Annotated in this window: 19 protein-coding genes; 10 read left to right on the plus strand and 9 right to left on the minus strand. The window is 59.4% G+C overall.

Annotated features, from left to right (window positions below):
- Window positions 1-30: 30 nt before the first annotated feature.
- Genes plsY through ACI3K0_RS09765 form a run of 3 tightly spaced genes read right to left on the minus strand, consistent with a single transcriptional unit; the run spans window position 31 to window position 2,881 of the window.
- Window positions 31-648, minus strand: coding sequence for a glycerol-3-phosphate 1-O-acyltransferase PlsY (plsY, locus tag ACI3K0_RS09755; RefSeq protein WP_343226863.1), 618 nt, complete (start codon window positions 646-648; stop codon window positions 31-33).
- Window positions 645-1,946, minus strand: coding sequence for a dihydroorotase (locus tag ACI3K0_RS09760; RefSeq protein ID WP_404945285.1), 1,302 nt, complete (start codon window positions 1,944-1,946; stop codon window positions 645-647). Before ACI3K0_RS09760 ends, plsY begins: the two co-directional genes overlap by 4 nt.
- The gene (locus ACI3K0_RS09765; protein WP_183826883.1) at window positions 1,943-2,881 is read right to left on the minus strand and encodes an aspartate carbamoyltransferase catalytic subunit; all 939 of its coding nucleotides are present in this window, start codon (window positions 2,879-2,881) and stop codon (window positions 1,943-1,945) included. The genes ACI3K0_RS09760 and ACI3K0_RS09765 overlap by 4 nt, the downstream gene beginning before the upstream one ends.
- Before the next feature lie 195 nt (window positions 2,882-3,076).
- Here ACI3K0_RS09765 and ACI3K0_RS09770 point away from each other — a divergent pair, with 195 nt between their 5' ends.
- Window positions 3,077-4,729, plus strand: coding sequence for an acyl-CoA dehydrogenase family protein (locus ACI3K0_RS09770; protein WP_183826879.1), 1,653 nt, complete (start codon window positions 3,077-3,079; stop codon window positions 4,727-4,729).
- Here the strand turns inward: ACI3K0_RS09770 and ACI3K0_RS09775 are convergent.
- Window positions 4,711-5,646, minus strand: a complete 936-nt coding sequence (locus ACI3K0_RS09775) for an AEC family transporter (RefSeq protein ID WP_148148000.1) — start codon at window positions 5,644-5,646, stop codon at window positions 4,711-4,713. The genes ACI3K0_RS09770 and ACI3K0_RS09775 overlap by 19 nt on opposite strands.
- Window positions 5,647-5,818: 172 nt before the next feature.
- Here ACI3K0_RS09775 and ACI3K0_RS09780 point away from each other — a divergent pair, with 172 nt between their 5' ends.
- Together ACI3K0_RS09780 and ACI3K0_RS09785 are read left to right on the plus strand one after the other, a co-directional pair.
- On the plus strand, window positions 5,819-6,463 hold the full coding sequence (locus tag ACI3K0_RS09780; RefSeq protein WP_148148001.1) for a TetR/AcrR family transcriptional regulator: 645 nt from the start codon (window positions 5,819-5,821) through the stop codon (window positions 6,461-6,463).
- Window positions 6,464-6,761: 298 nt separating this feature from the next.
- Window positions 6,762-7,094, plus strand: a complete 333-nt coding sequence (locus tag ACI3K0_RS09785) for a DUF6105 family protein (RefSeq protein WP_148148003.1) — start codon at window positions 6,762-6,764, stop codon at window positions 7,092-7,094.
- Here ACI3K0_RS09785 and ruvX read toward each other — a convergent pair.
- Together ruvX and ACI3K0_RS09795 are read right to left on the minus strand one after the other, a co-directional pair.
- Window positions 7,031-7,525 (minus strand): Holliday junction resolvase RuvX, encoded by a 495-nt coding sequence (ruvX, locus tag ACI3K0_RS09790; RefSeq protein ID WP_183826876.1) that lies wholly within the window; start codon window positions 7,523-7,525, stop codon window positions 7,031-7,033. The two genes, ACI3K0_RS09785 and ruvX, sit on opposite strands and share 64 nt — an antisense overlap.
- A 17-nt stretch (window positions 7,526-7,542) precedes the next feature.
- On the minus strand, window positions 7,543-7,848 hold the full coding sequence (locus ACI3K0_RS09795) for an alkylphosphonate utilization protein (protein ID WP_148148005.1): 306 nt from the start codon (window positions 7,846-7,848) through the stop codon (window positions 7,543-7,545).
- A gap of 460 nt (window positions 7,849-8,308) precedes the next feature.
- On the opposite strand from ACI3K0_RS09795, the gene ACI3K0_RS09800 reads away from it, so the two are divergent.
- The 5 genes from ACI3K0_RS09800 (at window position 8,309) to ACI3K0_RS09820 (ending at window position 11,768) form a co-directional block, all read left to right on the plus strand.
- Window positions 8,309-9,019 carry a metal-dependent hydrolase gene (locus ACI3K0_RS09800; RefSeq protein WP_183826873.1) on the plus strand — a complete coding sequence of 237 codons (711 nt, stop codon included), beginning with the start codon at window positions 8,309-8,311 and terminating at the stop codon, window positions 9,017-9,019.
- A 150-nt stretch (window positions 9,020-9,169) separates the two neighbouring features.
- Window positions 9,170-9,457, plus strand: coding sequence for an Asp-tRNA(Asn)/Glu-tRNA(Gln) amidotransferase subunit GatC (gene gatC / locus ACI3K0_RS09805; protein ID WP_148148007.1), 288 nt, complete (start codon window positions 9,170-9,172; stop codon window positions 9,455-9,457).
- 57 nt (window positions 9,458-9,514) lie between these two features.
- Window positions 9,515-10,996 carry an Asp-tRNA(Asn)/Glu-tRNA(Gln) amidotransferase subunit GatA gene (gene gatA, locus ACI3K0_RS09810; protein WP_183826870.1) on the plus strand — a complete coding sequence of 494 codons (1,482 nt, stop codon included), beginning with the start codon at window positions 9,515-9,517 and terminating at the stop codon, window positions 10,994-10,996.
- 20 nt (window positions 10,997-11,016) lie between these two features.
- Window positions 11,017-11,481 (plus strand): N-acetyltransferase, encoded by a 465-nt coding sequence (locus ACI3K0_RS09815; RefSeq protein ID WP_183826867.1) that lies wholly within the window; start codon window positions 11,017-11,019, stop codon window positions 11,479-11,481.
- A gap of 20 nt (window positions 11,482-11,501) precedes the next feature.
- Window positions 11,502-11,768 (plus strand): hypothetical protein, encoded by a 267-nt coding sequence (locus ACI3K0_RS09820; protein WP_183826864.1) that lies wholly within the window; start codon window positions 11,502-11,504, stop codon window positions 11,766-11,768.
- 40 nt (window positions 11,769-11,808) lie between these two features.
- On the opposite strand, the gene ACI3K0_RS09825 is transcribed toward ACI3K0_RS09820, so the two are convergent.
- Together ACI3K0_RS09825 and ACI3K0_RS09830 are read right to left on the minus strand one after the other, a co-directional pair.
- Window positions 11,809-12,066, minus strand: coding sequence for a YjhX family toxin (locus ACI3K0_RS09825; protein ID WP_183826861.1), 258 nt, complete (start codon window positions 12,064-12,066; stop codon window positions 11,809-11,811).
- 288 nt (window positions 12,067-12,354) lie between these two features.
- Entirely contained in the window at window positions 12,355-14,784 is a 2,430-nt protein-coding gene (locus ACI3K0_RS09830; protein WP_183826858.1) for a membrane-bound PQQ-dependent dehydrogenase, glucose/quinate/shikimate family, read from the minus strand.
- Between the two features lie 301 nt (window positions 14,785-15,085).
- Here ACI3K0_RS09830 and ACI3K0_RS09835 point away from each other — a divergent pair, with 301 nt between their 5' ends.
- On the plus strand, window positions 15,086-15,598 hold the full coding sequence (locus ACI3K0_RS09835; RefSeq protein WP_183826855.1) for a GNAT family N-acetyltransferase: 513 nt from the start codon (window positions 15,086-15,088) through the stop codon (window positions 15,596-15,598).
- Here the strand turns inward: ACI3K0_RS09835 and ACI3K0_RS09840 are convergent.
- Window positions 15,595-15,915, minus strand: coding sequence for a DUF1294 domain-containing protein (locus tag ACI3K0_RS09840; protein WP_404945286.1), 321 nt, complete (start codon window positions 15,913-15,915; stop codon window positions 15,595-15,597). The two genes, ACI3K0_RS09835 and ACI3K0_RS09840, sit on opposite strands and share 4 nt — an antisense overlap.
- A gap of 125 nt (window positions 15,916-16,040) precedes the next feature.
- Between ACI3K0_RS09840 and gatB the strand changes: the two genes are divergently transcribed.
- Window positions 16,041-17,543: an Asp-tRNA(Asn)/Glu-tRNA(Gln) amidotransferase subunit GatB gene (gene gatB, locus ACI3K0_RS09845; RefSeq protein WP_183826848.1), complete on the plus strand. Its 1,503-nt coding sequence runs from the start codon at window positions 16,041-16,043 to the stop codon at window positions 17,541-17,543.
- The last annotated feature ends 1 nt before the right edge of the window (window position 17,544 follow it).

Genomic DNA, 17,544 nt, shown 5'->3' on the forward strand with positions numbered 1-17,544 from the left:
CGCGGATGAACGGAGGTCAGGTTGAAAGGGCTATCCCTTCGAGCCGATCTTGCTTTCGGTGCCGGCGATCAGTCGCTCGATATTGGTCTTGTGCTTGACCCACGAGATTACTGTCATGACCGCCATCACGGCTGCAATCTTGGGCTCCTGTATGAACCACAGCACAACAGGAACAATAAGCGTCGCGACCAGAGCGGAAAGCGACGAATATTTGCTGAGCTTGGCGATCGTCAGCCACACGGCGGCAAAGACGAGCACCATCCATGGTGCGACGCCGAGCAGGGTGCCGATATAGGTCGCTACACCCTTGCCGCCCTTGAAACCGAGCCAAACCGGGTAAAGGTGTCCGATGAAGGCAGCGAAGCCTGCAAGCAGCCCGGCTTCGGAGCCGAAGAAATGCCAGCCGATGATGGCTGCGACAGTCGCTTTCAGCGCATCGAGCAGGAGCGTCGCTGCGGCGAGTTTTTTGTTGCCGGTTCGGAGCACATTGGTCGCGCCGATGTTCCCCGACCCAATCGAGCGGATGTCGCCGAGCCCTGCAGCACGGGTGAGCAGAAGGCCGAACGGGATCGAGCCGAGCAGATAGCCCAGGATCAGGGCGCCGGCTGCGATCGGCAGTGTGATCTGCCAGTTGAAGAGTTCGCTCACGCTCGGCCCCCATCGATTGCATGGACGCATTTGCCGGCCACATAGGTGGCGACCGCGCGGCCGGAGAAGCGCGCTTCGTCGAACGGAGTGTTCTTCGAGCGCGAGAGGATTGCATCCTTGGAGACGATCCAGGGATCATCGAGATCGATCAGCGTGATGTCGGCCTTGGCGCCCACTTTCAGCGTGCCGGCGTCGAGGCCGAAGATCTGTGCAGGGCGGGTCGACATGGCGTCGATCAGCCTCATCAGTGGCACCCGCCCATCATGATGCAGGCGGAGCGCTGCGGACAGCATCGTCTCAAGCCCGATCGCGCCATCGGCGGCGTCGGCAAACGGCAAGCGCTTGGTATCGACGTCCTGCGGATCGTGCGACGAGACGATGATGTCGATATCGCCTGCAGCCAGGGCATCGGTCATGGAAACGCGATCGTCCTCGGTTCTGAGGGGCGGCGACAGCTTGAAGAATGTGCGGTATTCGCCGATGTCATTTTCGTTGAGTGACAGATGGTTGATCGAGATACCGCATGTCACGTTTGCACCGCGGCCGCGAGCAACCTTCATCGCCTCTACCGATTCAGGCACCGAAATCTTGGCTGCGTGGTATTTGGCTTTGGTGAGAGACGCAATCCTCAGATCACGTTCCAACGGAATGATTTCCGCTTCTTTGGGAACACCGGACAGGCCGAGCCAGCTGGCGAACAGTCCTTCGTTCATCACCCCGTTGCCGAGATATTTGTCGCGCAGTTCAAGCGAGATGACCGCATCGAACTCCCGTGCGTAGGTCATTGCGCGGCGAAGCAGCAGCGAGTCGGAAAGCGCATGCCGGCCATTGGTGAAGGCGATGGCGCCGGCTTCCTGCAGCAGACCGAATTCCGTCATTTCCTTGCCTTCGAGGCCACGGGTCAGGGCGGCTGCGGCATGAACGTTGACGAGCGCCTTGTCGCGGGCCGTCTTGTGGACGAATTCGACGAGCGCGATGTCGTCGATCACCGGATCGGTCTCGGGCATCATGATGAAGGAGGTGACGCCACCGGCCGCTGCCGCGCGACTGGCCGATTCGATCGTTTCAGTATGCTCTGCACCGGGTTCGCCTACATAGACGCGGGCGTCGACAAGGCCGGGAGTGGCAACGAGACCCTGGCATTCACGGACGCTGGAACCGTGCGGTACACCCTGGTTCAGGGCGTCTTTGCCGCAAGCAAGGATATGTCCGTCTTCGCCGATGATGATCGTGCCGGTTTCGTCAAGATTGCGCGACGGATCGAGGATGCGGACATTTTTGAGAACGGTTGATTTCATGCGCGTTCTCCCTGGTTGGAGGTGAGGAGCGTTTCCATCACGGCCATGCGCACGGCGACCCCCATTTCAACCTGCTGCTCGATCACGCTCTGCGGGCCGTCCGCCACTTCCGAGGCGATTTCAACGCCGCGGTTCATCGGGCCGGGATGCATGACGAGCGCGTCTTCCTTGGCCGCCTTCAGTTTTTCCGCATCAAGCCCGTAGAAATGGAAATATTCGCGAACCGACGGCACGAAGGAACCAGCCATGCGCTCGCGCTGCAGGCGCAGCATCATCACCACATCGGCGTTCTTCAGGCCTTCTGCCATGGAGTGGAAGACTTCCACGCTCATGTCACGAATGCCCGAAGGAAGAAGCGTGGAAGGAGCAACGACACGGACGCGGGCACCCATGGCGTTGAGAAGGATGATGTTCGAGCGGGCGACCCGCGAGTGCAGGACGTCGCCGCAGATCGCCACCGTGATACCGGTCAGCGTACCCTTGGCGCGGCGGATCGTCAGTGCGTCGAGCAGCGCCTGTGTCGGATGTTCATGCTGGCCATCGCCGGCATTGACCACCGAGCAGGCGACCTTCTGGGCAAGAAGCGCTGCCGCACCGGCGGAAGAATGGCGAAGCACCAGCACGTCGGGGCGCATGGCGTTCAGCGTCATCGCCGTATCAATCAGCGTTTCGCCCTTTTTGACCGACGAGTTGCCGACCGACATGTTCATCACGTCGGCGCCAAGCCGTTTTCCGGCAAGTTCGAAGGACGACTGCGTGCGCGTCGAGGCTTCGAAGAAAAGGTTGATCTGGGTAAGGCCGCGTAAGGTGGACGTCTTTTTCTCCCGCTGCCGGGAAATCTTCACGGCCTCGTCGGCCTTGTCGAGAAGATAGGTGATGTCCTGTTCTTTGAGACCCTTGATGCCGAGGAGGTGGCGATGAGGGAAGAAGACCATTGGGCGTGTCTCCGCTTGCGTTCGGCGGTCTATAAGGTTTGGGGGGGCAAGCTGCAAGCGGCATGGTGCAATATACCATCCCACTTTCTTCATTCTGCTTGTGTTTTGGCAGGCGGAAACGGCCATTTGTTGAGAAGCCCAATTTAGGGTCGTGCGCCCGTTCCCACTCCCGTTAACTTCCGCTAGAAGCGGAGCATGAACGAGTTAACCCGCGCCGAAGAAAAATTCGCCGAATTGAACCAGCCTGCGCCCTGGTCCGGCATCAATGCCTATCGCTCCGATCCGCTTCTGGTCGATCTGACGGGTGGGCTCAATCGCGTCATCCGCGAGGAATACGATCAGCTTGGCCGCTACGTGACGTCGCCCGAAGCGCAGGAGCTGGCGCGTATGGCGAATGAAAATCCGCCGAAGCTGAAGACCCACGGTCCGCGCGGCGAGCGTCTCGATGTAACCGAATTCCATCCCGCATGGCATGCGCTGATGCGCCGTTCGATGCAGACTGGCCTTCATTCTTCCATATGGGAGAATATCCCGGAAGCGAAGGGCAGCGAGCACAAGGCGCGCGCCACGCGCTTCTATCTGACGGCGCAGCTTGAAAGCGGCCATCTCTGCCCGTTGACCATGACCAGCGCTTCCGTTGCAGCCCTGATGGCGTCGCCACGGGTGCAAAAGGAATGGGCTCCCAAAATCCTGTCGCGCAAGTATGATTCAACCAATCGTCCGGCCATGCAGAAAAGCGCGATCACGCTCGGCATGGGCATGACGGAAAAGCAGGGCGGCACCGACGTGCGCGCCAACCGCTCCACTGCCGAGCGGGTAGGTGAGGGCATCTATCGCCTGAATGGCCACAAATGGTTCATGTCGGCACCGATGAGTGACGGTTTCGTCATGCTGGCAAAAACCAAGGATGATGTCAGCTGCTTCCTCGTCCCGCGTCTTTTGGAAGACGGTTCGGCCAACGGTCTGCAGTTCCAGCGACTGAAGGACAAGATCGGTAATCGCTCCAACGCGTCGGCCGAAGTCGAGTTCTCCGATGCATTCGGTTATCTGCTCGGTGAACCGGGTGCGGGTATTCGCACCATCCTCGATATGGTCACGCTGACGCGGCTTGATTGCGCGGTCGCTTCTGCTGGCATCATGCGCGCATCACTCGCCGAGGCCGTTCATTTTACGCGCGGCCGTAATGTATTCGGCCGCAAGCTCGTCGATCAGCCTTTGATGACGCGCGTGCTTGCCGATATGGCGCTGGATGTGGCAGCCGCAACCGCGCTCGGTTTCCGCCTTGCCGAAGCCTTCGATCGCGCCGCCGGCAATCCGGCGGACGCGGCCTTTGCCCGCGTCATGACCCCGGTCGTCAAATATTTCAACTGCAAGATTGCCCCGTCGCTGATCTACGAGGCAATGGAATGCCTTGGTGGCAACGGTTACGTGGAGGAACGCCCGATCGCGCGTCACTACCGGGAAGCGCCGGTCAACGCGATCTGGGAAGGCTCCGGCAACGTCATGGCGCTTGATGTCCTGCGTGTCCTCTCACGTGGTCGCGACCTGTTCGAGCTGGTACTTTCCGGTTTCGAGCGGGATCTTGGCGCATCCGGCCGCAAGACGATCGAGGTTCTGCGTGCCGCCATGGCGCTTTGCGAACGGGATGAGGGCGCGGCGCGCCTGCTGGTCGAACAACTGGCCCTGGCCGCCGGTGCCGCCGAATTGGCGCGTCTCGGCGCCGGCAAGATTGCCGATGCTTATCTCGAAACCCGCTTGGCCGGTGGCTGGCGCTCGACCTACGGCATGCTCGATGCCCGTTTCGACGCAAGCTATATCGTCGACCTTCTTTATCCGCCGGCAGCGTAGTTCGCGACGAACATCGCGACCGGAATGGAAAAGAAGGCGAGCGCCGTCTGCACGGTTGCGGCTGCAGCGTAAAAATCTGCGTCGCCGCCCATCTGCTTGGCAAGCACATAGCCATTCATCGCGGTCGGGACTGCGGCGCTCAGCGCCAGCAGCGCCAGATTGGTGCCGGTAAGTCCGACGGCAAGGCCGACTGCAATGGCGAGAGCCGGAAATACGACCAGTTTCATGACCACGGCCGACAGCACGCCGATGCTCGGCTTCAGCGCATCCGCAACCTTGAGGCCTGCTCCAACCGTGATCAGGCCAAGGCTGAGCGAGGCCTGAGACAACATCTCGACCGTTGCCATCACCGGCCGATAGAGCGGCAAGCCGATCAGGTTGATGCCGATGCCGAGAATGGTGGCGATGATCATCGGGTTGCTGATGATTTTGATCGCGATGGCGCGATAGTCGCGTTTCTGCCCGGAGAATACGGCAAGTACGGCGATGCTTCCGGCGTTGACCGGTACGATCACCGCCGCCATCACCATGCCAACGACGACAAGCCCATGTGCATCATAGGTCTTGGCGGCGATTGCAAGCGCCATGAAGCCGTTCCAGCGCGTCGATGTTTGATAAAGCGAGGTGAAGGTGGATGGTGTCATCTGGCCGCGTTTGAGAACCGGCCATGAGGCGAGCACGACGATGGACATCGTCGTGAAGGCAAGGATAGCGATCAGGCTGACGTGGATGCTGCTTGCATCCGAGAAATCGGCCTTTGCCATGGTCTGAAAGAGAAGGGCGGGAAACAGCACATAATAGCTGCACTGCTCCATCCCCTCCCAGAAATTACCGTTGATGACGGTCGTCCGCTTGAGGCCGATGCCGAGAAGGACGAGCAGGAAGACGGGTAAAATGCTTTCGAATATGGTCAGCATGAGCCGCGGGCGCGCTTATCAGTTTATGTGTTATTCCTCCCGTGCGTCACTCTGCATGTAATCGGTGGCAAGGCATTGGCCGCAATTCTGTGCATCATGTCGCAACACGCTTGCTGCCCGGCGGCCGGGGGATTATCGCCTATGCTGGAGTTTCTTGAAGAATAGGCCGAAGATGCTGCAGATCCCCGAGATGACCACGCAACAGAACCAGCCATTACGGCCGCGCAATCGGGCCAATACCGAGCGTGCGATTTTCCTGGCGGCGCGTGGTCTCCTGTCCGAACACGGTTTCCAGGGTTTCGGGATCAATGCGGTGGCGCGCCGTGCCGGCTGCGACAAGCAACTGATCTACCGTTATTACGGCGGTCTCGATGGTCTGCTCGATGCAATCGGCGAGGAACTCGGCAGCTGGGTGAGCGACAAGATCCCGCAGGATACCGGCGGCATGTTCGTCCTCACCTATGGCGACCTGATGGAAAAGCTTTCGATGTATTTCATGGAAGCGCTGAGGGACGACCCGCTCGTCTGCAGGATCGTCGCCTGGGAAGTCTCTCAAGATACGCCGCAGGTTCGCCGACTTTCCGAGTCGCGCATGAAGGCGCTCGGCAAATGGCTGGAGCGGATGCAGGGCAGCCTGAAGCCGCCGAAAGGCGTCGATACCGCCACGACCAATGCGCTGCTGTTTGCGTCCATCCAGCATCTGGTCATTTCCGCTTCCGTCAGCGGCCAGTTTGCCGGTGTTGCGCTGAAGACGGAAAAGGACTGGGAAAAGGTGGCTGCCGCGGTTCGCCGCCTCGTTCGCGCCATATACGGCTGATCCCAACCATCATTGTCCACAGTCACACCTCGGAAATTAACCATAACCATGGGTTTCCGTTGCACCGAATTGCTGTGTCTTTAGGCTGGTTAATGTATTGTTAACCGAGTTTCGTAAGACAAATGCCAGCTGTGGTAACATTCCTCAGAGAGCGCCTTTTGCTGATCGTCCTGACGGGGGCTTTCGCCGCATTGGCGCTTAACATCGCGGTCCCTGCGTTGGTGCTGAGTGTTATGGCGCTGTCGAGATGGGTTGTCTCGGCGGATTTGGGTCTGGCAGAGCTTGAAGGTAAGGCCGCATGAAGTGGTTCTTGATACTCTGGGCAGGCCCGGTCGCACTGCTGTCGAGCTGGTATGGCTTGTCCTATTATGACATGAGCTTCGGCTTTTTCATGCTGACGCGGCACACCCACGATCTCGTTTTCGAGGTCTATGGAAACATTCTCGGCATTCCGCCCGAAACCATCCCGCCACTCGTTGCAAGGGCGATTGCGTTCGATAGCCTGATCGTCTTTGCCATCATCGCCTTCAGAAAGCGCAAGGCGATCGCTGCCTGGTGGCGCAAGCGTCAGTCTTCGAAGGAAGACGTCATTGCCGTACGCAGAGACGAGAGCCTGTCGAGCGCCCCCTGAAGAATGAAGCTTGCCGCAGCCGAATCGATCCGTTCGGCCCGCTTGGCGCGAGAAACGTCCATTTCCAGCAATGCCCTTTCAGCCGCGACAGTCGAGAGCCGTTCGTCCCAGTAGACGAAGGGCAGGGCGGTCTTGTCCGACATGGAGCGGACGAAGGCGCGGGTCGCCTGAACGCGAGCGCCAGCCGAGCCATCCATGTTCATCGGCAGGCCGATGATGAAGGCAGCGACCTTCTCCTTTTCAGCAAATGCCAGCAGCACCTGGGCGTCCTGAGTGAATTTCACCCGCTTGATCACTGGCCGTGGGGATGAAAACCGCCGGCCGAGATCTGACATGGCAAGCCCGATCGTCTTGGTGCCGAGGTCCAGCCCGGCAATTGCCTGGTTCGGCTGAAGCGCTTCGGCCAGTTCTTCGATCGTCAATGTTGCCATGTCTAAAAATCCTGCACTCAGCTTTTTTTACGCACGAACTCTGTGCGCAGCACCAGACCCTTGATCGTATCGTGCCGGCAATCGATTTCTTCCGGGTTATCCGTCAGGCGGATGGAGCGGATCACCGTGCCCTGCTTCAGCGTCTGACCTGCGCCCTTGACCTTGAGGTCCTTGATCAGCGTGACGGCGTCGCCATCGGCAAGCACATTGCCGGCGCTGTCATGAACCGCTGAAGCCGCAGCTGCTTTTGCGGCCGCTTCAGATGCAGGCAGCCATTCGCCGCTTGCTTCGTCATAGATGTATTCGTCGTCATTGCCCGCCATGTCGTTTCCTTTGGTGATGAAATGTCGTCCGCTGCCAGTATTGCTCGCAGGAGCTGGGAGCGGCTGGAGGTCGCTTAGCCCACGGTCTACTGGCTGGCAACCGTTGTCGTCAGGACATGGCTATAGCACGATCAGGTATCGGTGGCGCTCATGATCACCATTCCCGCTCGAATCAACCATCGCGAAGTTTGAAATCGGCGAGTGACATGCTATCTTTGGGGCAGGAGGTGAGACGACCTTCATTCCGGTGGGAGCCGGGCTTTCGCTCGACCCCCGTGCTGTTAACGGCTTATCGTCATTGTCAGGCGCCAACCGAACAAACTGACGATCACCGTAACCCGGATTTCAATCGTCTCACCTCCTTTCGTCGCGCCGGAACGTCCGTTCCGACCTTTCCTTTTTATCAAATTTCGATTTGGTTTGTTCCCCCTGATTCCCCTGTATTGGAGGACGATTACCCATGAAGATCACCTGGCTCGGCCATGCCGCTTTCCGTATCGAGACAGCCAAGGCCAAAATCCTGATCGACCCATTTCTCAGCTATAACCAGCCTTTTGCCGATGCCGGTCTCGACATCAAGGATGTGTCTGAAGGTGTGACCCATATCCTGCTGACGCACGGCCACGCGGACCATGTCGGCGACACGGTTGCGATTGCCAAGGAAAAGGGCGCGGTCGTTTTAGCCAACGCCGATCTCGGTTCCTGGCTCGGCACCAAAGGCGTCGAAAAGATCGAGATGGGCAATACCGGCGGCACGGTCGCATTCGACGGCTTCACCGCCACTTTCACCCAGGCACTGCATTCCTCCGGCCAGGTCGATGAAATGGGCGTTGCCCATTCACTCGGCTCCGCCAACGGCTTGATGCTGCATTTCGACGATGAGCTTTCGGTTCTCCACATGGGCGATACCGACATCTTCACTGATATGGGCCTGATCAATGAACTGCACCAGCCGGATCTCGGCATCGTGCCTATCGGCGACCGTTTCACCATGGGCGGCGCGGTGGCGGCTTTGGCCTGCCAGCGCTTCTTTGATTTCAAGCACGCCATTCCCTGCCACTACGGCACTTTCCCGATCATCGACCAGACGCCGGAAAAGTTCGTCAAGGGCATGGAAGGCAGCCGCACCCGCGTTGAAACGCCAGCGCCGGGCACTGCGCTGAGCTATTAATTCCTTGAGCAAGTTTGGCGCGTCGCCACTGCGGCGCGCCGACTGCGGCCAAATCGTTGCGCATTGTTGCTATTCCGGTTGCGCTTGTTGTTGCGATCACAACACATGGCCATTATAGCGAAGTAGATTTTTATTGCCCGGAGTTGAGCCATGTCCGTCGATCTCGCCACCGTAAAGCGCGTTGCGCGCCTTGCCCGCATTGCCGTCACTGAAGACGACGCCAATCGCATGGTCGGCGAGCTGAATGGCATCATCAATTTCGTCGAGCAATTGGGCGAGGTCGATGTGACCGGCGTCGAGCCGATGACGTCTGTCACCCCGATGGACATGCGCAAGCGCGTTGATGCCGTGACCGATGGCGACAAGGCTGACGACATCGTTGCCAATGCGCCCGTGACCGACCGCAATTTCTTCCTGGTGCCGAAGGTCGTTGAATAAGCCGCTTTTCAAAGCGCTTCCGACCCTCTCCACGCATTCGAACATTTTGAAGAGCCCATGACCGAACTCACCAGCCTCACCATTGCCGAAGCCCGCGAAAAGCTCGCCTCGAAGGAAATCACCTCGGTCGAACTGACCAAGGCCTATGTCGACGCGATCGACGCATTCAACAGCACCTTCAATGCCTACATCACCACCACGCCGGAAAAGGCGATGGAAATGGCCAAGGCTTCCGACGAACGCCGCGCGAGCGGCAAGGTTGGCGCGCTGGAAGGCATTCCGCTCGGCATCAAGGACCTGTTCGCCACCGAAGGCATCCACACCCAGGCCTGCTCCCACATTCTTGACGGCTTCAAGCCGAAATACGAATCGACAGTTACCCAGAACCTCTGGGACGATGGCGCCGTCATGCTCGGCAAGCTGAACATGGACGAATTCGCCATGGGCTCGTCGAACGAGACCTCCTTCTACGGACCGGTCATTAACCCATGGAAGGCGGAAGGCTCCAACCAGCAGCTCGTTCCGGGCGGCTCGTCCGGCGGTTCGGCTGCAGCCGTTGCTGCCCATCTGTGCGCCGGCGCCACCGCAACCGACACAGGCGGCTCGATCCGCCAGCCCGCCGCCTTCACCGGAACCGTCGGCATCAAGCCGACCTATGGCCGCTGCTCGCGCTGGGGCACGGTTGCTTTTGCCTCCTCGCTCGACCAGGCTGGCCCGATTGCACGCGATGTGCGCGATGCCGCGATCATGCTGAAGTCGATGGCCTCCGTCGACAAGAAGGACACGACTTCCGTCGATCTTCCGATCCCGGATTACGAAGCAGCGCTCGGCCAGTCAGTCAAGGGCATGAAGATCGGCATTCCGAAGGAATATCGCGTCGACAACATGCCGGAAGAGATCGAGGCGCTCTGGCAGCAGGGTATCGCCTTCCTCAAGGATGCCGGTGCCGAGATCGTCGATATCACCCTGCCGCATACGAAATACGCCCTGCCGGCCTATTACATCGTCGCGCCTGCCGAAGCCTCGTCCAACCTTGCCCGTTATGACGGTGTTCGTTACGGCCTGCGCATCGACGGCAAGGACATTGCCGACATGTACGAAAAGACCCGCGCGGCCGGCTTCGGCACCGAGGTCAAGCGTCGTATCATGATCGGCACCTATGTTCTGTCGGCCGGTTATTACGATGCCTATTACCTGCAGGCGCAGAAGGTCCGCACGCTGATCAAGCGGGACTTCGAGACCGTCTTCCACGCAGGTGTAGATGCGATCCTGACGCCGGCCACCCCGTCGTCCGCCTTCGGTATCGCCGACGAAAACCTCGCAGCCGATCCGGTCGCCATGTACCTGAACGACATCTTCACGGTGACGGTCAACATGGCAGGCCTTCCGGGCATCGCCGTCCCGGCCGGCCTCGACAAGAAGGGCCTGCCGCTCGGCCTGCAGCTTATCGGCAAGCCGTTCGAGGAAGAAACGCTATTCCGCACCGCCTATGTCATAGAACAGGCCGCCGGCAAGTTCACGCCGGCCAAGTGGTGGTAAGCGGGCTTGAAATTCGAGAAATGACTATCGCCGATCACATTGTGGTCGGCGAAGTCGGTTTTGCGGCCTGGCAATCCAGCGATGCCTTCAAGGATGTCGAGCTCTCAGCCGACGTCCTGGAGCGGACCCGCAGGGCCTACGAGATTTTTGCCGGGGAAACCAAGGGCGACGTCTGGATTGCCGAACTGGACGGCAAGGTCGTTGGCTGGTGCGCGCGCGATGGCGCGCCGAATTATATCTCCGATCTCTGGATTCTGCCCGACCATCAGGGCAGGGGCATCGGCAATGCGCTGGTTTTGGATGCAATCGCTCGCATCAAGGCGGAAGGGCATAGGACGGCCACCATCCATACCCATGGCCGCAATGCCGGTGCGATCAGGCTTTATCAGCGTTGTGGCTTTGTCATCGTCTGGCGCGGCACCGAATATTCCAAGAGCATGGGCATCGACCTGGAAAAGGTTCATCTGCAACAGTCATTGACCTGACCAAAGCCGAGGAGATTAGGATGAGCGCTGAACTGGCGTCTCTGATCGCAGCTTTCAACCGTCTTGCCGCCGCCAATTTCAAGATCGGGCCGGACTGGGACAAAGTGCACAATCTCTGCCAGCAGCATGAAGGCGAACAGGCATTCGACTGGGGACACGCGCTTAGCCATCGTATCGAAGGCGACGACTGGAATGCCGGTTACTGGTACCGGCGGGCAGGAAAGCCTGTGGCAACAGGGTCGTTCGCCAATGAATGGGCCGCGATGAAAGCCGTCTTTCAGGGCTGATAGGAAGCCGGCCTTTCGGCGAAAGACCGGCTGCCATTCTCTATCGGTTATTCAATTCGGCTCTCACCAGCACCAATCCCCGTTCGGTAATCCGGTAGGGTCTGCCGCCTTGCGATCTGATCGCCTTCTTCTGCTTCAGCTTGCGAAATGTGATGAGGTCGAGGCCCGAGAAGATCCAGCCTTCACGGGTGAAGAGTTGCAGTTTTTCGATCTTGCGATCGTCGTCTCGGGTGATTTCGATCCTGCCGCCCTGAGCGAGCAGGTGGAGAATGCGCTGTTCGGCGCGGGAAATATCCATTGTTTCGATGTCCGGAGAGGCGCTCGCATTGGAGCGCACAAAAACGGTTCCGATACCCGGATTGGGTGTCGGGGCTTACGTTTTTGTCTGGGCCAGTCGCCTGACGGCTACCGGCCCCTCAACGGGTCTCTTGGGACGAGAACATCAAAACTCCATCAATGCTTTTTCGGGTTAAACGCCTTGCGGGCGGCGGTCAAGTTTCGCAACCGTCGCGGTTCTTGAAGTCAGACGCAAAAAAAACGCGCCGGTTGCCCGACGCGTTTCCTGTTTCGAATGGGCGTTATCCGCTCAGTCGAGCGTGTAGGCGATGACCGAATCGCCGGGCGTGGTGCCGAGCGAGCCGTGGCCACCCGCTGCAACCACGATATACTGCTTGCCGTCTTTGCCGCGATAGGTCATCGGCGTTGCCTGGCCACCGGCCGGAAGCGCCATCTTCCACAGCACTTCGCCTGTCTGCATGTCGTAACCACGGATCGAGTCGTCGAGGGCTGCGGCCGTAAAGGCAACGCCGCCGGCGGTCGTCAGCGTTCCACCATGGGCGAGCATGCCCATTTCGAACGGGATCGGGAACTTCACTCCGGCGAACTGCTGTCCGGCCACCGTGCCGTTGCGGTATTTCCAGGCGGTCTTGCCGGTCTTCAGGTCGACGCCGACGCGCACACCCCAGGCCGGGGCATTGCATGGAGCGTTGAGCGCCGAACGGAAGTGCTGGATCGATACGGCATAGGGGCCGCCGAGGTTTTCGTTGCCCGGCTTGGATTCGCCGCCCGAATTGTCCCCGCCGAACACGCGCTTGTTAAGGTCGCCTGCCTGACGCGGATAGAGCTTGTAGAGATAGGCGAGATATTGCGGTGTACCGATCAGCCACTTGTTGACCGGATCGATCGCAACAGAACCCCAGTTGAACACACCGATATTCCCCGGCCATACGAGCGAGCCAGTCGTTGTCGGTGGCGTCCATGGATTGCCGTCGTAACGATACTGGTTGTAGGTCGTGCGGCATGCCATCTGGTCGAACGGCGTTGCCCCCCACATGTCGGCTTCGCGCAGCGGCGCCGGCGTGAAGTTGAGCGAGGACATCGGTTGCGTCGGCGAAAGCTTCTCGCCGGCAATATCGGTATTGGTGCTTACCGGAACGTCGCTGATCGGCAGAATCGGCTTGCCGTTGGTACGGTCCAGAACCCACAGGTTGCCGATCTTCGTCGGGATGATGATCGCCGGCGTGTCGACGCCGTCCTTCGGCAGGTTCAGGAGAACCGGCTGGGAAGGGTTGTCGCGGTCCCACAGATCGTGATGCGAAGTCTGGAATTTCCACTTCAGCTGGCCGGTCTTCAGGTCGAGGGCGGCGAGCGCATCGACGAATGCCTCCTGCTCGGGCGTGCGCGAAATGCCGACCTGGTCAGGCGAGGCGTTACCGAACGGGATATAGGCGAGACCGAGAGTTTCGTCCGCGGCAAACTGCGTCCAGGCAACGACCGAATTCGGCTCATAATGCTCGCCGGGAGCAAGCGGAGCCGTGTCGTTCGGCTTGCTGGCGTCGAATTTCCAGACGACCTTGCCGGTACGAACGTCGAAGGCGCGGATAACGCCCGACGGATTGTTTTCGTAGTAGTTGTCGGCGATCGCGCTGCCGAGGATGATCAGATCCTTGGTCACAAGCGGAGCGGATGTCTGCTGGTAGGTGGCACGATTGGTATCTACCATGCCTTCCATCAGGTCGACATAACCGTCGGTGCCGAAGGTCTTGCACAGCTCGCCGTTATCGGCGTTGAGCGCAAACAGACGGGCATCGACCGTCGAGGCAAGAATACGGCGCGGGCATTCGGCAACGGCGGCTGTGGTCGCCGCCTGCTGTTCCGGCGTGCTGCTGGCGGGAGCGGCATAGGCCGTCGAATCATTCCAGGATACGCCGCGGCATGTCTGGTGCTGATAGAACGGATCGCGCTTCATCATCGGGTCGAAGGACCAGAGGACCTTGCCACTTTCCGGCTCGAGCGACTGGATGATGTTATGCGGCGTGCAGAAATAGAGCGCGCCATTCACTTTGATCGGCGTAGCTTCGAACGTGTATTCCTTGGAGTCCTGATCTTCCTTGCGCAGGTCGCCGGTGTGATGTTCCCAGGCGACCTTCAGGCCTTTGACGTTGTCAATATTGACGTCCTTCAGAGCCGAATAGCGCTGGCCGAGATTGGTGCCGCCATAGGCCGTCCAGTCGTCTGCGGGATATGCAATACCGCTCGGATCGATCGCAGCGTCTGCAGAAGCCGTCTTTTCAAGCTTCCCGGTAATCGAGAGCGGATCGTAGAACCAGGCGACGACGCCGAGAACGGCAATCACGGCGACGACGGCGCGCAGGGCAAAGACGCCATTCTTGAGGCTCGGTACCCAGGGCTTCTGCGGGCGGTCACTCAGGCTGCTGGTGACGAAGGAGAGGCTCAGCAGCAGGCCGAGGAAAATGACCAGCGCGCCGCGGGGGATCCACTGCCACTTGTCGAAGCCGACTTCGTAAAGCGTCCAGATGAAGGTGACTGCCAGCGTCAGCGCATAGATCCAGAGACCGGCCTGGCGCCGCGCAATCAGCAATGCGCCCGAGACGATGAGGCCGAGGGCCATGATAACATAAAATGGGGAACCACCCGCCAGCGCCAGCTTTGCTCCATACCAGAGAATAGCCAGGCCAAGCAGAGCGGTAATAACCCCTCCGATACGAGACATCATTTCGATGTGCTCCTTTATTGGGTTCAGGAATTGCGGTCGAAAAATTGAATTTGAGAGGGTCGAGAGCCCTTAATCGGTGCGGCGTAAGGCCGCGGCCCTACGATGAAGGAGGTAGGCCGCATAATTCTTGGACACAATGCTTTTAAAGTTGTGTTGTCGTGCGTTTTGTCAATTGCCAAGCAAGGTGCTGCAATTGAAAGTAGTTTTGTCGATGAAACGGCGGTGCGGGACCATCTCGCTGGCCGGATTTCGCGCATCATGTTCTCTCGCCCGGGGAAAAAGGCAGGTGACAGGGGAAAGAATGGCCACGACACGCAACGCACGGGAAGAGGATGTCGATGTCCTGGCCGAAATCGGTTTTCGCGCTTGGGAGAAGGCGATGGAAGCGATCGGCGAGATGGCTGATATGCGAGTGAGCGCACGCGAAGCCTTCGCCAATTTCACCCGTTCCTCCTGGCTCACAATCACGGTGGTGGAGGAGTTCTCAACTGTTGCCGGATGGGCTGCGCGCGAGCATCTGGACGAACTGATCTCCGATTTCTGGATCGATCCCCAATATCAGGGACAAGGTCTGGGCAGGGCGCTGCTTGAGGAAGTCGAGGCCGAAATCCTCCGCCAGGGGTTCAAGAAAGCGCGTATCGAGACACATGCGCAGAACAATGAGGCTATCGGCTTTTTCGAAAAGCACGGTTATGCCATCCATTGGCTGTCAGTTGCCTATTCTCCTAAGATCGATCGCGACGTCCAGTCCGTCGGGCTGTCCAAGATGCTTGTCGAAGTGCCGCCGACGGCGATGTACGGTCAGGAATTCTAGCCGAGGCCAAGCTTTTCCAGTAGCGCGATTGCTGCCTCCGGTGCTGTTACCGCCACGACAAGCCATGCCATTTGCAGGACGAAGAACAAGGGCAAGGCGAAGTTGAAAGGCGGCTTGCGGGTCTTGTGGCGCAGCAGTCGCTGTGCCGCGAGCGCGCCCGGGCCGCCGGCGGTAAACGCCATCAGCAGCAACGTCGATTCCCTGACGCGCCAGTTGCCGTTACGCGCCGCGCGCTTGTCCCACCAATAGACGCCGAATACGAGCGCGTTGTAGGCAACAGCCAGCGCCGCCAGAGGCAGGATCGGGTTGATCCCCATGAAATTCTTCCTTCTGCCCGCATGCCGCGGATGAACGGCGCGGCGAAGGCCCTCAAGTCTTGCGCCACCACGGCATTTGTTCTACCTCACGAATTCAAAGAATTCACGCATGAGACGAGCCCAAGATGACCATTGTCGACGTCCGTACCCCTGATCCCAAACGCTTCATCCCCGGCGCCACCGGCGACTGGGAAGTGATCATCGGCATGGAGGTTCACGCTCAGGTCCTCTCCAATTCAAAACTCTTCTCCGGCGCCTCGACCGAATTCGGCAAGCCGGCCAATGGTAATGTGTCGCTCGTCGATGCCGCCATGCCGGGCATGCTGCCGGTCATCAACGAGGAATGCATCAAGCAGGCAGTGCGCACCGGTCTTGGCCTGAAGGCGCAGATCAACAAGCGCTCGATCTTCGATCGCAAAAACTATTTCTATCCGGATCTGCCGCAGGGCTACCAGATTTCGCAGTTCAAGGACCCGATCGTCGGCGAAGGCAAGATCGTCATCTCGCTCGGCCCAGACCGTCAGGGTCAGTTCGAGGATATCGAGATCGGTATCGAGCGCCTGCACCTGGAACAGGATGCCGGCAAGTCGATGCATGACCAGCATCCGACCATGTCCTATGTCGACCTCAACCGTTCGGGCGTCGCCCTGATGGAAATCGTCTCGAAGCCTGACATGCGCTCCTCGGACGAAGCCAAGGCCTATATGACCAAGCTGCGCTCGATCGTGCGCTATCTCGGCACCTGCGACGGCAACATGGACGAAGGCTCGATGCGCGCCGACGTCAACGTCTCCGTCCGCCGCCCGGGTGCTGAATTCGGCACGCGCTGCGAGATCAAGAACGTCAACTCGATCCGCTTCATCGGCCAGGCGATCGAATACGAGGCACGCCGCCAGATCGGCATTCTGGAAGATGGCGGCTCCATCGACCAGGAAACCCGTCTCTTCGATCCCGGCAAGGGCGAAACCCGCTCGATGCGTTCCAAGGAAGATGCGCATGACTACCGTTATTTCCCCGATCCGGACCTGCTGCCGCTCGAATTCGACGACGCCTTCATTGATGCCCTGCGCGCTGATCTGATCGAACTGCCGGACGATAAGAAGGCTCGTTTCGTTGCCGAACTCGGCCTGTCGATCTATGACGCCTCGGTTCTTGTTTCGGAAAAGGCGATCGCAGATTATTTCGAAGCCGTTGCCGAAGGTCGTGACGGCAAGACTGCCGCAAACTGGGTTATCAACGACTTGCTGGGTGCCTTGAACAAACTCGGCAAAGACATTGAAGAGACTCCGGTTTCGCCTGCCCAGCTCGGCGGCATCATCGACCTCATCAAGGCCGAAACCATTTCCGGCAAGATCGCCAAGGACCTCTTCGAGATCGTCTTGAACGAAGGCGGCGATCCGGCCGAAATTGTCGAATCCCGCGGCATGAAGCAGGTCACGGATACCGGCGCCATCGAAAAAGCCGTCGACGAAATCATCGCCGCAAATCCGGATCAGGTCGAGAAGGTCAAGGCCAAGCCGACGCTCGCCGGCTGGTTCGTCGGCCAGGTGATGAAGTCGACCGGTGGCAAGGCCAACCCGCAAGCCGTCCAGGCGCTGGTCAAGGCCAAGCTCGGCATTGAGGAATAGG

Origin of the sequence: Rhizobium sp. ZW T2_16, from assembly GCF_044987325.1 — a bacterium.
Classification (GTDB): Bacteria; Pseudomonadota; Alphaproteobacteria; order Rhizobiales; family Rhizobiaceae; genus Neorhizobium; species Neorhizobium cellulosilyticum.